The organism is Streptomyces sp. NBC_00582, assembly GCF_036345155.1.
Taxonomy (GTDB): domain Bacteria; phylum Actinomycetota; class Actinomycetes; order Streptomycetales; family Streptomycetaceae; genus Streptomyces.
Genome location: NZ_CP107772.1, coordinates 10,289,984 through 10,303,586, shown reverse-complemented (window position 1 = coordinate 10,303,586; position 13,603 = coordinate 10,289,984). Strand labels below are relative to the sequence as shown.

Genomic DNA, 13,603 nt, shown 5'->3' with positions numbered 1-13,603 from the left:
GTCCGAAGGAAGGGCCTGCTCAGCCACACCCGACGGGTGCGGCTGACCAGGGGGGTCACGCCTGCACAGTCTCTTGCGGGGCCGTCGTCCGGCGGAGGACGGGCAGCAGCCCGGCCGCCACCAGTGCCGAGGCCAGGCCGAGGAGGCCGACGGCGCCGGCGAGGCTGCCGGTGGCGGACTCGACGGCGATCAGGGCGAGCGGGCAGAGGAACTGCCCGGAGAAGAACGACGCCGTCCACAGGCCGGTGCCGCGGCCGCGGTCGGCGTAGTCCAGCTTGGACATCGCCCAGGTGACCAGCGAGGGCAGCAGGAAGCCGGTGCCGATGCAGTTGAGGACCGCGCCGGTGACCAGGACCGGGGTGTTGGGGGCCAGGCCCATGACCACGAACCCGGCTCCGCACAGGGCGAAGATCGCGGGCAGCCTGCGCTCCGGCCGGCCGGTGAGCCTGGCGAAGGTGAGGCATCCGGTGACGGTGGCGGCGCTGGCGATCGCGGTGGCCATGCCGATGATGCCGCTGTTCTTCACGCCCAGGTCGTCCAGCAGGTAGGCCGTTTCCACCGGGACGGTGTAGAAGACGATGGCGCCGAACACCGTCAGCACGCAGATGCCCGCCAGTCGGCGCACGGGGAACGGCCGGGCCTCGGCGGCGGCAGCCTTTTCCGTGGCTGCGCCCTGCCCGGGCCGGGGCAGGCACGCGGCCATGGCGGGGGCGAGGAGCAGCCCGACGGCGTAGAGCCAGAAGGGGGTACGCCAGCCCGAGGATCCGAGCGCGCCGCCGAGCACGAAGAAGGCGGTGGCGGAGGCGGAGGCGCACAGGGTCTGCAGGGCCAGGTAGCGGTCCCGTACGCGGCCTGTGTAGTAGTCGCCGATCAATGTGGTGCAGCAGGTCATGATGGCGGCCTCGGTGACGCCGAGGAGGGCGCGGCTGGCCACGATGGCACCGAGGGATTCCAGCCACAGCGGTGCGGTGCCGAACAGGGCGTACAGGACGGCCGCGACGATCAGGAGGCGTTTGCGTCCCAGCCGGTCGATGATGACGCCCGCGAAGGGGGCCAGCAGGGCGAGCGCGAGTGCGGGGACGGTCAGGACCATCGGGACGAGCGCCTTGGCGCCGGGCACTGTGGCGAAGTGCGCCTGCATCTTCGGCAGCACCGGAGCGAGCAGCACCGCGCCGAGGATCGGCAGACAGCTGCCTGCCATCAGAAGCACGACGCGCAGACGGCCCCCGGCTTCGGGCGCGGGCTCGGTGTTCTGGGCGGCGGTGCCGTCGGCGGGCACGGGTGGGGAAGGGAATCCGGGCATGCGAGGCCTCCACGGGGCGGGGGCGGGGGCGCGCAACCGCGCCCCCGCGGTGACCGTGGCCGTGCCGGGCTGCGGGGCGCAGGTGCACCCAAGGGGGATGCGCCCGAGAGCGGGCGTCAGGAACTGGCACGACTATGGGCCAGGCTCCCCCGGGCGGCTACCCTCTGCGCGATCAAACTCCTGGATCGTGTTCATCCAGCCTGTGGATGGCGGGTGGTCGGCCCGGTGAGGGAGGCAGCGACGCGCGCGGCCGTCTCGCGCAGCCAGATGTGCGCGGCATCGTGGGTGTGGACCGGGTGCCACCACAGGGCCTGCCGGAGGGGGACCGCCTCGTAGGGCGGCTCCATGATCCGTACCGGGGCGACGCCGCGCAGGCGCTCCGCGAGGCGCCCCTGGACGAGGGCGATGCGACGGGTGCCGGCGACCAGGAAGGGCAGGGTCTGGAAGCTGTCGACGGAGACCTCGACGTGGGGTTCGATGCCGAGCATGCCGAGCTGGCGTACGGCCGGGGCGTCATAGGTGCGCTGATATGTCACCCACGGCAGCCGGGCCAGGTCCTCGGTCGTGATGCGGTCACCGACCTCGGGGTGGTGGTCCGCGACGAGGAAGACCCATCGGTCGTCGTAGAGATCGGTGGCGGGAAAGCCGCTGATCACACCGTGCGGCATGAACAGGCCGTCCGTCGTGCTGAGCACTGTGCCGGTGTCGTCGAGCAGGGTCGGCGGGATCTGGGTGAAGCGCAACCTGATGCCCGGCGCCTCTTCATGGACGGCGCGGGCGAGTTCGCTGCCGAAGACGGCGACGGCGTAATCGGTCGCAAGCAGTGTGAACTCGCGGCTCTCGGCGGCCGGGTCGAAGGATGCCTGGCTGCTGAAGAGGCGTTCCAGCAGGTCGCAGGCGGTGGAGGTGCGGTCGAGGAGGACCTGCCCGAGGGCGGTGAGCTCGTAGTGGCCGCCGGCCCGGGCGAGGAGGTCGTCGTCGAAGTGGCGGCGCAGCCGGGCGAGCGCGGCGCTCATGGCGGGCTGGCTGAGGCCCATGCGACGCCCGGCCCGGGTGACATTGCGCTCCTCCAGCAGGGCACGCAGCGCGACGACGAGGTTGAGATCGAGGCGGGCCAGGTTCACGGAACTCCCCTTAGTGACACTTTGATCAGCGATTATAAACATCATGGATCGCGAGTATCCAAAGAATCGATTTCCCTGATCAGGACGGGTGGCCCCAGATTATGTCCCACCCGCAATCAGGAGGACATGTCCGTGAAACCCGAATCCGCATCCGCTTCGTTCGCGGGCCCTTTCGCCCTCGCCACCCTCTCGGCCCCGGGCCTGCCGCGCTTCCCCGCCCTGGTCACGGCCGACAGTCAGGTGGTCGACCTCCGAGCGGCCCTGCGGGACGACGCTCTGACGACGCGCGGTCTGCTCGACCAGTGGGCAGTCGCACTCCCGCTGTTGCACAAGCTCGCCGCCGACACCGGGACCGAACGGCGGCCGCTGGCGGACTTCCGGGTGCATGCTCCCATCGAGCCGCGCCAGGTGCTGCAGTCGGGAGCCAACTACCGGCAGCACGTGATCGACCTGCACGTGGCCCACCGGGACCCCGCCGACGACCGCTCCGAGGAGGATCGGCGCGCCGAGGCCGCCGAGATCATGGACCGGCGGGCGGCCGAGGACCTGCCGTACATGTTCATCGGCCTGCCGAGCGCGATCACCGGCCCGTACGACGATGTCGTACTGCCCTCCTGGGCTGAAAAGCCGGACTGGGAGCTGGAGTTGGCGGTTGTCATCGGCAAGCCCGCTTACCAGGTGTCCGTGGAGGAGGCCCTGGAACACGTCGCCGGGTACACGATCGCCAACGACCTCACCGACCGTGCCACCGTCTTCCGCCGGGACATGCCGCAGATCGGCACCGACTGGCTGCGCAGCAAGAACGCACCCGGCTTCACCCCGCTGGGACCCTGGATCGTGCCTGCCGGGTCGATCGCCGACCCGGACGACCTGCGCGTCACGCTCAGGCTCAACGGCGAGACCATGCAGGACGAGTCCACCAAGGACATGATCTTCAACGTCGCCCGGATGGTGGCGTACGCCTCCCAGACCGCTCGCCTGCTGCCCGGTGACCTCATCCTGACCGGCAGCCCGGCCGGCAATGGCATGCACTGGGGCCGGCTGCTGCGCGACGGAGACGTGATGGAGGGTTCGGTCACCGGGCTCGGTGTGCAGCGCACCCGATGTGTCGCGGAGGCCGCGTCATGACCCTGAACCGCCATGATCCGGAAGGCTCCATCGCGCGCACGGCCAAGGCATGCTCCAACTGGGGGCGTTGGGGCGAGGACGACGTGCTCGGCACGCTCAACTTCCTCGACGAGAGCAAGCGTCGGGAGGGTGCGGCCCTGGTCCGCCGGGGCGTCAGCTTCTCCCTCTCCCAGCGGTTCGACATGAACGGTCCGCAGAAGGGCTGGCGCCGACGGACCAACCCGGTGCACACCATGCTGGACACCGGCACCGACGCGGCCCTGGGTATTCAGGGCTTCCCGCACGGCATCGGCGGGGCCGACGACGTGATCGCCATGCCGTTGCAGTGCTCCACCCAGTGGGACGGGCTCGGCCACATCTTCGACCACGGCAAGGCATGGAACGGCCGGGCGTCCGAGAAGGTGGTCACCTCCGAGGGCGACCTCGTCACCGGTATCGAGCACATGGCGCCGTACGTCGCGGGACGCGGCGTTCTGCTCGACGTGGGCCGGGCCATGGGCACCGGGGGCGAGTTGTCGGACGGTTTCGCGATCACTGAGGAGCATCTGACCGCGACCGCGGCGGCGCACGGGGTGACCGTGGGGCGCGGCGACATCGTGCTGGTGCGTACCGGGCAGCTTGCCCGTGCCCGGCGCGAGGGGTGGGGTGACTACGCAGGCGGCGCGGCCCCCGGGCTGTCGTTCACCACCGCGGGCTGGCTGCACGGCAGCGAGATCGCCGCGATCGCCACCGACACCTGGGGTTTCGAAGTGCGGCCGAACGAGTTCGAGCACGCTTTCCAGCCGTTGCACCAGGTGGCCATCCCGCACATCGGCCTGCTGATCGGCGAGATGTGGGACCTGGAGTCGCTCGCCGAGGACTGCGCGGTCGACGGCGTGTACGAGTTCTGGCTCACCGCCGCACCGCTGCCCATCACCGGAGCCGTCGGCTCCCCGGTCAATCCGATCGCCGTCAAGTAACAGCGGAACGAAGGAGTTCCCCCCATGAGCAACACCAGCAGAGTCCTCGTCGTGGGCGGCGGCGCCGCCGGCAACGCCGTGACCATCCTGCTGCGCCGCGCCGGCGTCGAGGTGGACCTGATCGAGGCCAGGGACGACTGGAACGCCGCCGCCGGCTCCGGCATCACACTGCAGGGCAACGCGCTGCGCGTGCTGCGCGAACTCGGCGTGTGGGAACAGGTCGAGGCCTCCGGGTTCGCCTTCGAGTCGTTCGGTGTGACCGCCCCGGACGGCACGCTGCTCTTCGCCCACGACGACATCCGCACCGGCGGTGACGACCTGCCCGCCACGGTCGGCATGCAGCGCCCGCGGCTCCAGCAGATCCTCATCGACGCCGTCCGCGCCTCCGGCGCCGACGTGCGCCTGGGCACCACCGCCGAGCCCCTGGAGCAGGACGCCGAGGGCGTCTCGGTGCGGTTCAGCGACGGCACCGAGGGCCGCTACGGCCTGGTGATCGCTGCCGACGGCCTCAACTCCGCGACCCGCGCGGCGATCGGGATCACCGACAAGCCCGAGCCCACCGGCATGGCGATCTGGCGCGCCCCCGCCCCACGCCCCGAGGGGCTGGTCCGCACCAACCTGGCGTTCGGCGGCCCGGCGTACATCGCCGGGTACTGCCCGACGAGCGAGACCACCATCTACGCGTACGTCGTCGAGGCCTGCCGCGACCGCGCCCTCATCGACCCGACCACCTACGCGGACGAGATGCGCCGCCTCGCGCGCAGCTACGGCGGCCACTGGACCGAGATCACCGAGCACATCACCGACCCGGCGAAGGTCAACTACACCTGGTTCGACCGCCTGTTGGTGGAGGGCTCCTGGCATCGCGGCCGGGTCGTCCTCATCGGCGACGCGGCGCACTGCTGCCCGCCCACCCTGGCCCAGGGGGCCGCCCTGTCCCTGGAGGACGCCTCCGTGCTGGCCGAGCTGCTGACCGGCGGGCGGGACTGGGACGACGCACTGCTCCAGGAGTTCTACGAGCGCCGCATCCAACGCGTCCGGCCGGTCGTCGAGGCGTCGGTCCAGGTCGGGCAGTGGCAGCTGGACGGCGTGCGCGACGCCGACGTACCCGGTCTGATCGCCCGCACCCTCACCCCGCTCAGGGAACTGCCGTGACCACACCGACAGTCGACGTCCACGCCCACCTCCTGGTCCCCGAGGTGGAGGCGGCCGTCGCCGATCACCCCGACCTCGCGGCGGCCCGGGCGCTGGACGCCCGCCGCAACGGTCCGGCCGCCCTCGCCGTGAGCGGGCCGATGGTGCGCGAGCGCATCCCGCGGCTCACCGACGTCGCCGTACGCCTCGCCGCGATGGACGCGCAGGGCGTGGACGTACAGCTGGTCAGTCCGTCGCCCTCGCACTACCACTACTGGGCGGACGAGGCGACGGCCGAGAAGGTGTACCGGCTCGCCAACGAGGCGACGGCCGCGCACTGCGCGCAGGCGCCGGACCGGCTACACGGTCTCGGGCTGGTCCCGCTGCAGCACCCGGAGCAGGCCGTGCTCGCCCTCGAACACGCCCTGGACCAGGGCCTGTCGGGCGTGGAGATCTCCTCGCACGCTCCCTCCCGGCCCGCCATCGGGCAGGAGGGGCCCCGCCGCGAGCTGTCGGACCCGGCGTACGAGCCCTTCTGGACGCGGGCCGAGGAGACGGGCGCGATCCTGTTCCTGCACCCCTTCGGCTGCACGCTCGACGAACGCCTCGACCAGTGGTACCTGTCCAACACCGTCGGCCAGCCCACGGAGAACGCGGTGGCGCTGTCCCACCTCATCTTCTCCGGAGTACTGGACCGCCACCCGGACCTGAAGCTGATCGCCGCCCACGGCGGCGGCTACCTGCCCACCCACATCGGCCGCTCCGACCACGCCTGGGCGGCCCGCTCCGACGCGGGCGCGGACTGCGCCCACATGCCCAGCAGCTACCTCAAGCGCCTGTACTTCGACTCGCTGGTCCACGACCCGCACGTCCTGCGGGAGCTGATCCGGGTCGTCGGCCCCGACCGGGTCCTGCTCGGCTCCGACTTCCCCTTCGACATGGGCACCGAGGACCCGGTCGGCGCCCTGCGCGCGGCCCGTCTGTCCGAGCCCGACTTCCACGCCGTACGAGGCGGCAACGCCGCCGCGCTCCTCCGGAAGGACTGAAACCATGACCGCACGCCTGCTCACCCACCTGCGGCACGTCGACCTGGCGGTGCCCGACTACGACAAGCAGCTGGACTTCTACGCCGGCGTCTGGGGCCTGACCAAGGTCGCCGAGGACTCCGGCATCTCCTTCCTGGCCGCCGAGGGCAGCCCCGAACAGTACGTCGTACGGCTGCGCAGGGCCGACGAGAAGCGCCTCGACCTGGTCTCCTACGGCGCGGGCAGCCCGGCCGACGTGGACACCCTCGCCGAACAACTCCTCGCCGGTGGCGTGCAGTTGGTCTCCCAGCCGGGCAAGATCGACACGCCCGGAGGCGGCTACGGCTTCCGTTTCTTCGACGTCGACGGCCGCACCATCGAGGTTTCGGCCGACGTCGAGGTGCGGCAACACCGCAGGATCGAGGAGAAGGAGGCGATCCCGGTCAAACTGTCCCACGTCGTCCTCAACTCCCCCGACCTGAACCGCACCCGGGAGTGGTACGAGCGCCACCTCGGCTTCCGCCTCTCCGACACCCTCATGCACCCGCACATCGGTGAGGCGATGCACTTCATGCGCATCAGCAACCAGCACCACTCCATGGCCATCGCCCAGGGCCCGCACGCCTCCCTGCACCACGTCTCCTTCGAGATGCGCGGGATCGACGAGTACATGCGCGGCTCCGGCCGGGTGATGCGGGCCGGCTTCAAGAAGATCTGGGGCCCGGGCCGGCACCTCGCCGGCGACAACACCTTCACCTACTTCCTCGACCCGCACGGCAACACCGTCGAGTACACCACCGAGCTGGAATGCCTCGACGAGGACACCTGGCACCCCCACGTCTACGACTTCTCCCAGCCCGAGGTCACCGACCAGTGGGGCACCGCCAACCCGATGAACGAACTGGTCGCCAAGGAGTCCTTCAACGACCCCGACCGCGGCTGCTTCGTCGCCCCTCCGGTCTGACCTCTCACCTGTCCGACCCGTAAGGCGCCGGCCACCCGGGGCGCGGCGACGGTCGGCTTTCTCCGCCCGCAGCGCCTCCGGGCCCGCGCGCCCGCCCTCCCTCCGACAGGAGCCCCATGCGCTTCGCCACCTACGAGTACCGCGGCCGACGCTGTGTGGCCGTCGTCGACGACGACGGCACGCTCTACCCCCTGCCCGGTGTCAGCTCGCTCACCAACCTGCTCGCCGAGGGGGGCAGCCTGCGCAACCTGCTGGCCGCAGGCGCCGTGACGCAGGACGTCCCGGCCGGCCCGCACGTCTCCGAGGTGCGGCTGCTCGCGCCGCTCCAGCCCCCCACCGTGCGGGACTTCGTCACCTTCGAGGAGCACGTCGAGGGTGTACGGCGGGCCGTGGACGGCGCCACCGGGGTGCCCGGGCAGTGGTACGCCGCCCCGACCTTCTACTTCACCAATCCCTACGCGGTCGTCGGCCCGTACGACGACATCCCCGTCCCCCCGGGATCGAGCGTGCTGGACTTCGAACTCGAGGTCGCCGCAGTCATCGGGCGCGAAGGCCGCGACCTCACCCCCGAACAGGCCCGCGACCACATCGTCGGCTACACGGTCTTCAACGACTGGTCCGCCCGCGACCTGCAGTCCGCCGAGATGAAGGTCGGCCTCGGCCCCTGCAAGGGGAAGGACACCGCCACCACGCTCGGGCCGTACCTGGTCACCGCCGACGAGCTGGAGCCCTTCCGCGACCCGGACGGCTTCCTGCGGCTGGCCCTGACCGCCGAGGTCAACGGCGAGGTCGTCGGCAAGGACCTGCTGTCGAACATGAGCTGGACCTTCGAGGAGATGGTCGCCTACGCCTCCCGTGGCACCCGCGTCGTCCCCGGTGACGTCCTCGGCTCCGGCACCTGCGGCAATGGCGGCTGCCTGGCAGAGCTGTGGGGCCTGCGTGGCGAGCAGACGCCGCCCCCGCTGAAACCGGGCGACGTCGTCACCCTCACGGTGGAGGGCATCGGCACCGTCTCCAACACGGTCGTGCCCGGTCCCGAACCCGTCGCCCTGCCGGTCGGCAGGCGCCGCTCGCGGGAGCGGCCGTGAGCGAACTCCACAGCAAGCGGCTGCTCGGCAAGGTCGTCGTCATCACCGGAGCCGCCCGCGGCCAGGGGGCGGCCGAGGCCGACGCCCTCACGAGGGAAGGCGCGCGTGTCATCGCCACCGATGTGACAGGAGCCCCCGGCTGCCGCCGGCTCGACGTCACCAGCGACAAGGAATGGGCCGAACTCGCCGCCGAACTGAAGGAGGCGTACGGCCAGGTTCACGGCCTGGTCAACAACGCGGGCATCACCTGGCGCGCCCGCATCGGCGACGTGCGCACCGACGACTTCCACCGCGTCCACGCCGTCAACGTCACCGGCCCCCTGCTCGGCATCCAGCACCTCGCCCCGCTGATGCCACGCGGCTCCTCCATCGTCAACGTCGGTTCCTCCGCCGCTCTCACCGGCCACTATCCGGTCGCCTACACGGCCAGCAAGTGGGCCTTGCGGGGCCTGTCGAAAACCGCGGCGCTCGAACTCGGGCCCCGGGGCATCCGGGTCAACACCATCCACCCCGGATACATCGAGACCGAGATGACCGCCTCCGCGCCGGCCGCCTTCCGCGAGGCGAACATCCGCGAGACGCCCCTGGGGCGGACCGGCACGGTCGACGAGGTCTCCCCCCTGGTCGTCTTCCTGCTGTCCGACGACTCGTCCTTCATCACCGGCGCCGAGATCGCCGTCGACGGTGGGCTCACCGCCCACGGCGGCGTCAAGTCCGTCTCGGACGCGCTGCAAGCGGAGGGCCCGTGAAACGGCCGGACCGGAAAGCAGCTCCGGCTCCCCACTCGTCGTCAGCGACGGCTGGTCGACCGCTCGGCCGGCCTTCCCCACTGAAAGGAACAGGCAACACCGTGGACAAGGTCATCGCCGGCGCCGCCGAGGCGGTCGGCGACATTCCCGACGGCGCTTCGCTCGCCGTCGGGGGGTTCGGCCTCTCCGGCATCCCCGGCGTCCTCATCGAGGCCCTCCACGCGCAGGGCACGTCGGGACTGCGGGTCGTCTCCAACAACTGCGGTGTCGATGGGCGGGGGCTGGGCGTGCTGCTCGCTTCCGGTCGCATCAGCCGGGTCACCAGCTCGTACGTCGGTGAGAACAAGGAATTCGCCCGCCAGTACCTGAGCGGGGAACTGGAGGTGGAGCTGACACCCCAGGGCACCCTCGCCGAACGCCTGCGAGCCGGCGGGGCCGGAATTCCCGCCTTCTACACCCCGGCAGGCGTGGGAACCCAGGTCGCACGCGGCGGACTGCCCTGGCGGTACGCCCCCGACGGCTCCGTCGCCGCCGCCTCCCCGCCCAAGGAGATCCGCGAGTTCGGCGGCCGCGCGTACCTTCTGGAGCACGGCATCACCACCGACTTCGCCCTCGTACGTGCTTGGCGTGGCGACCGCCACGGGAACCTGGTCTTCCGCCGTGCCGCCGCCAACTTCAACCCGCTCGCCGCGATGGCCGGCCGCGTCACCGTCGCCGAGGTCGAGGAACTGGTCGAACCCGGCGAACTCGCCCCCGACATGGTCCACCTGCCCGGTGTCTTCGTACAGCGGATCGTGGAGTTGACTCCGGCGCAAGCCGCCGACAAGCACATCGAGAAGAGGACGGTACGTTCCTGATGCCCTGGACCCGCGACCAGATGGCCGCCCGCGCCGCCGCCGAACTCACCGCCGGCTCCTACGTCAACCTCGGCATCGGCCTGCCCACCCTCATCCCCGACCACCTACCGCCCGGTGTGCACGTCGTGCTGCACTCCGAGAACGGCATCCTCGGCACCGGCCCCTATCCGAGCGAGGAGGAGGTCGACCCGGATCTGATCAACGCCGGCAAGGAAACCGTGACCGTGCTGCCGGGCGCCTCCTTCTTCGACTCCGCGCTGTCCTTCGGCATGATCCGCGGCGGCCACATCGACACCGCCGTACTCGGCGCCATGCAAGTCTCCGAGCACGGCGACCTCGCCAACTGGATGATCCCCGGAAAGATGGTCAAGGGCATGGGCGGCGCCATGGACCTCGTCCACGGCGCCCGCCGCGTCATCGTCCTCATGGAACACACCGCCAAGGACGGCACCCCGAAGATCCTCAAGGAGTGCACCCTCCCGCTCACCGGAGAGGCCTGCGTCCACCGCGTCATCACCGACCTCGGCGTCCTCGACATCACCGACGCCGGCCTGGCCCTCGTCGAAACCGCCCCCGGCGTGACCGCGGACCACGTCGCAGCGCGCACCGGTGCCCCCTTGCGCCTCGACAGCCTGTCGGCCGCTTGTTTTCGTCAATTCCGGCAGTAGAGATCAAGACCGTGTCCGACGGCAACCACGTCGATCAGGGCCTGGAGCTCAGAGGGCGGGTCCTTGTCCGTCCAGGCTTGCCACCACCGGTGGAGGGTGACGGTGGGGGGTGAGCCAGGAACGGACGGCCCGTAAGGCTCCGGCCGGCAGGACAGCTGGTGCTGGTGGGGTGTGGCCGGGCCCCCTCTGGCAGTGCCGGGAGGGGTGCGGCGGCGCTCCGCGCGACCGGGATGGACTTGAAGTTGTTGCTGGGTCGGGTGCGGAGATGGCCGTGCGGCTCGCTTGGATCGCGCGCTTGAGATCGTGGGGGTGGCCCCTGGGTGACCACCGGCATCAAACGCAGGCCCCTGCAGGAACTCACCCTCACCGACGAGAACCACCCGGGTCAACGCCAAGGCTTCCCAGCCCTGACTGCCTGAAGCAGGTTCTCTGTCCCTCTTGCCTGGCCGCCGGCCGCGGGACGTGGCCGCTGTCCTGGCGGCTGCCGTGGTCCTTCGCCTGCGTCCGCCACGAGCTGCTGCTGTGCGACTACTGCCCGGCCTGCGGGCATCCTCCGCCGGTCAGCACCCGGGGACGGGGCAGACCATCGTCTCCCGGCGCCTGCCTGCACGCGACACAAACCGGACGTGCCATCCGCTGCGGCTACCCACTCACCGAGTCCCCCGCCCGGCCCTGCAGTCCGACGGAGCGGTCCTCGCCGCTCAACTCGCCGTCACCCGCGAGATCCTGGGCACATCGGTGGCAGAGCAGGCCCGCACCCGCGGTCAGGAACTCTACGTCCTGGCCCGACGGGCTCTGCGCGGCATCCACGAGCTTCCCGCCGCACCATCAGCGGTCAAGGCGATCCTGGACGACTGCGGCGGCACTCTGCCCGCCCTGGCCGTCTGCGACGAGGCCAACGACGCCCACAACACCGCCGTCGGCACCGCCGTGGCCGTGATCGCCACCGACCACGGTCATCCAGCCTGCGACGAGATCTTCGCCTGACTGCTGTCCACCGACCGCCCATGCCTTCCCCGAAGCAACTACGCCACCAGCAAGATCTCCGAGTGGCTGCCCGCCGGGCCCCGCGTGGTCAACCGCATGCTCGCGGCAGCCGACTCCGAGCTCACCTTCATCGCCCGCCTGCGCTACGGCACCGCCACTCCCGCACCGAGTTGGCCCGACCGCAGTGACGAAGCCACCGGGCGTCGAAGCTGCCCGCCATGATCTGGCCGTCCTGGGCCTTCCGCCTCCTGCCCGTCGAGACCAGCGCCCCCGTCGCCGGGTTCCGGCGGGCATGCGTCTCTTTGATGCTGCTGCCCGGCACGAACTGGGACTACCCGCAAGCAGCATCGCTCCCGGGCAACACCAGCCCCAAGAGCAACCGCCGAGCCGGACGCGGCCGTGGCATCCTCAGGGACCAAGACCCTGCTCACGGTCCTGCCCGCGTTGGCCAAGGCCCTGAACAGCCACCCCGTCCCGATCGACTACGACCGCCGCCGCAGGCTCTTCAGCCCCGACAGCGTCGACTTCGATCACCACGCCTACCAGACACTCTGCCGACGCCACGGCTGGCGGCCGCATGCACCCCTCCGGATCAAACGGCTGCGCTGGCACCTGGCACGACTGCTGCTGGGCGCCGATCCCGGCGCCGCCTCGCGCACACCCGCCGGGCACCTGGCCTTCCGCTACCGGCTCCATCCCGGCCTGCATGAACTCCTGCACCAGCAGGCAGCCGCCAACCTGGAAGCCCACGGCATCGACGAACCCGTGTCCTTCGAACCCCCACCAGCCTGGATCACGGATCCCGGCCTTCCGCCCGGCCCCGAGACGATCAACCAGACCCTGGGCCCCACCGCACCGCACCCCGTCCAGCAGCGGCCACCCACCCCCGGCCGACGCACCCCACGACAGGGAGTCCTAGCCCCGCAGAGCCTCAAACGGCTCTACCAGGAACAGCAGTTACTCCAGCACGAGATCGCCGAGCTGGCAGGTTGCAGCATCAGCACCGTCCGGCACGCACTCGACGAAGCAGGCATCCCGCTCCGCCGACGCCGCCCAGCCGGCCATCTCAAGAAGACCATCTCCCGCACCTGGCTGGAGAAGGAGTACCACCACAAGGGGCGCTCCTCACCCGACATCGCGCGTGAACTCGGCGTTCGCAAGGACGACGTGATGCGACTCGTGAAGACATGGGGGCATCCCCCGACACCCCACCAGTCAGTTCACCAACCCCTTCGCATCACTCGACACCGATCTGTCCCCCGCGATGCACGCCGTCAGCCGGACGAAGAATTGCATACAGCGACTACGGCACCTCACGGTGATCTCCAGACACGACACTCTTCGAGGCGCCGCTGCCGAACTCGGGGTGGCCTGGGGAACTCTCAACTACCAACTGAAGCGAGTCGAGGAGACGGCGGGCTTCACCATCATCGGCACCGGCCGGTCCCGGCCCCTCACCATCACCAAGACGGACGCCGCTTCCTCGACGAAGCCACTCGTCTCCTCTCCCTGCTCGACGACCACTCACCGTGACCCCTGCACGGTCGACGGCTCCGAATCTCGAATGCGGTGCGACGCCGTCCCATGGCGGGATGCGCCACATGAGCAACTCGCTGC

13 protein-coding genes are annotated in these 13,603 nt (G+C 70.6%); 11 read left to right on the top strand and 2 right to left on the bottom strand.

What is annotated here, in order from left to right; all coding sequences use genetic code 11:
• Positions 1 to 55 precede the first annotated feature (55 nt).
• On the bottom strand, positions 56 to 1,303 hold the full coding sequence (locus OG852_RS46845) for an MFS transporter (RefSeq protein ID WP_443064630.1): 1,248 nt from the start codon (positions 1,301 to 1,303) through the stop codon (positions 56 to 58).
• Positions 1,304 to 1,494: 191 nt separating this feature from the next.
• On the bottom strand, positions 1,495 to 2,427 hold the full coding sequence (locus OG852_RS46840) for a LysR family transcriptional regulator (protein WP_133918177.1): 933 nt from the start codon (positions 2,425 to 2,427) through the stop codon (positions 1,495 to 1,497).
• Positions 2,428 to 2,553: 126 nt separating this feature from the next.
• On the opposite strand from OG852_RS46840, the gene OG852_RS46835 reads away from it, so the two are divergent.
• The 11 genes from OG852_RS46835 to OG852_RS46785 all read left to right on the top strand — a co-directional run bounded on the left by OG852_RS46835 (position 2,554) and on the right by OG852_RS46785 (position 13,519).
• Entirely contained in the window at positions 2,554 to 3,555 is a 1,002-nt protein-coding gene (locus OG852_RS46835; protein ID WP_133918176.1) for a fumarylacetoacetate hydrolase family protein, read from the top strand.
• On the top strand, positions 3,552 to 4,514 hold the full coding sequence (locus tag OG852_RS46830; protein WP_133918175.1) for a cyclase family protein: 963 nt from the start codon (positions 3,552 to 3,554) through the stop codon (positions 4,512 to 4,514). The genes OG852_RS46835 and OG852_RS46830 overlap by 4 nt, the downstream gene beginning before the upstream one ends.
• Positions 4,515 to 4,538: 24 nt before the next feature.
• Positions 4,539 to 5,669: an FAD-dependent oxidoreductase gene (locus tag OG852_RS46825; protein WP_133918174.1), complete on the top strand. Its 1,131-nt coding sequence runs from the start codon at positions 4,539 to 4,541 to the stop codon at positions 5,667 to 5,669.
• A complete protein-coding gene (locus OG852_RS46820) occupies positions 5,666 to 6,694 on the top strand; it encodes an amidohydrolase family protein (RefSeq protein WP_133918173.1) in 1,029 nt (342 codons plus the stop codon). The genes OG852_RS46825 and OG852_RS46820 overlap by 4 nt, the downstream gene beginning before the upstream one ends.
• 4 nt (positions 6,695 to 6,698) lie before the next feature.
• The gene (locus tag OG852_RS46815) at positions 6,699 to 7,637 is read left to right on the top strand and encodes a VOC family protein (protein WP_133918172.1); all 939 of its coding nucleotides are present in this window, start codon (positions 6,699 to 6,701) and stop codon (positions 7,635 to 7,637) included.
• Positions 7,638 to 7,753: 116 nt separating this feature from the next.
• On the top strand, positions 7,754 to 8,725 hold the full coding sequence (locus OG852_RS46810) for a fumarylacetoacetate hydrolase family protein (RefSeq protein WP_133918171.1): 972 nt from the start codon (positions 7,754 to 7,756) through the stop codon (positions 8,723 to 8,725).
• Positions 8,722 to 9,474, top strand: a complete 753-nt coding sequence (locus tag OG852_RS46805) for an SDR family NAD(P)-dependent oxidoreductase (RefSeq protein WP_133918170.1) — start codon at positions 8,722 to 8,724, stop codon at positions 9,472 to 9,474. Before OG852_RS46810 ends, OG852_RS46805 begins: the two co-directional genes overlap by 4 nt.
• 101 nt (positions 9,475 to 9,575) lie before the next feature.
• Complete coding sequence (locus OG852_RS46800; RefSeq protein ID WP_133918169.1) at positions 9,576 to 10,331, top strand: CoA transferase subunit A; 756 nt, start codon at positions 9,576 to 9,578, stop codon at positions 10,329 to 10,331.
• Positions 10,331 to 10,999: a CoA transferase subunit B gene (locus OG852_RS46795; protein WP_133918168.1), complete on the top strand. Its 669-nt coding sequence runs from the start codon at positions 10,331 to 10,333 to the stop codon at positions 10,997 to 10,999. The genes OG852_RS46800 and OG852_RS46795 overlap by 1 nt, the downstream gene beginning before the upstream one ends.
• Positions 11,000 to 11,737: 738 nt before the next feature.
• Positions 11,738 to 11,986, top strand: a complete 249-nt coding sequence (locus tag OG852_RS46790) for a hypothetical protein (protein ID WP_133918167.1) — start codon at positions 11,738 to 11,740, stop codon at positions 11,984 to 11,986.
• A gap of 399 nt (positions 11,987 to 12,385) precedes the next feature.
• Positions 12,386 to 13,519, top strand: a complete 1,134-nt coding sequence (locus tag OG852_RS46785) for a hypothetical protein (protein WP_166663837.1) — start codon at positions 12,386 to 12,388, stop codon at positions 13,517 to 13,519.
• Positions 13,520 to 13,603: the final 84 nt, after the last annotated feature.

Excerpts from the sequence above, each read along its gene's own strand:
- OG852_RS46810 (WP_133918171.1), top strand. The coding sequence starts at position 7,754 with ATGCGCTTCGCCACCTACGAGTACCGCGGCCGACGCTGTGTGGCCGTC.
- OG852_RS46845 (WP_443064630.1), bottom strand. The coding sequence starts at position 1,303 with ATGCCCGGATTCCCTTCCCCACCCGTGCCCGCCGACGGCACCGCCGCC.
- OG852_RS46830 (WP_133918175.1), top strand. The coding sequence starts at position 3,552 with ATGACCCTGAACCGCCATGATCCGGAAGGCTCCATCGCGCGCACGGCC.
- OG852_RS46825 (WP_133918174.1), top strand. The coding sequence starts at position 4,539 with ATGAGCAACACCAGCAGAGTCCTCGTCGTGGGCGGCGGCGCCGCCGGC.
- OG852_RS46815 (WP_133918172.1), top strand. The coding sequence starts at position 6,699 with ATGACCGCACGCCTGCTCACCCACCTGCGGCACGTCGACCTGGCGGTG.
- OG852_RS46795 (WP_133918168.1), top strand. The coding sequence starts at position 10,331 with ATGCCCTGGACCCGCGACCAGATGGCCGCCCGCGCCGCCGCCGAACTC.
- OG852_RS46835 (WP_133918176.1), top strand. The coding sequence starts at position 2,554 with ATGTCCGTGAAACCCGAATCCGCATCCGCTTCGTTCGCGGGCCCTTTC.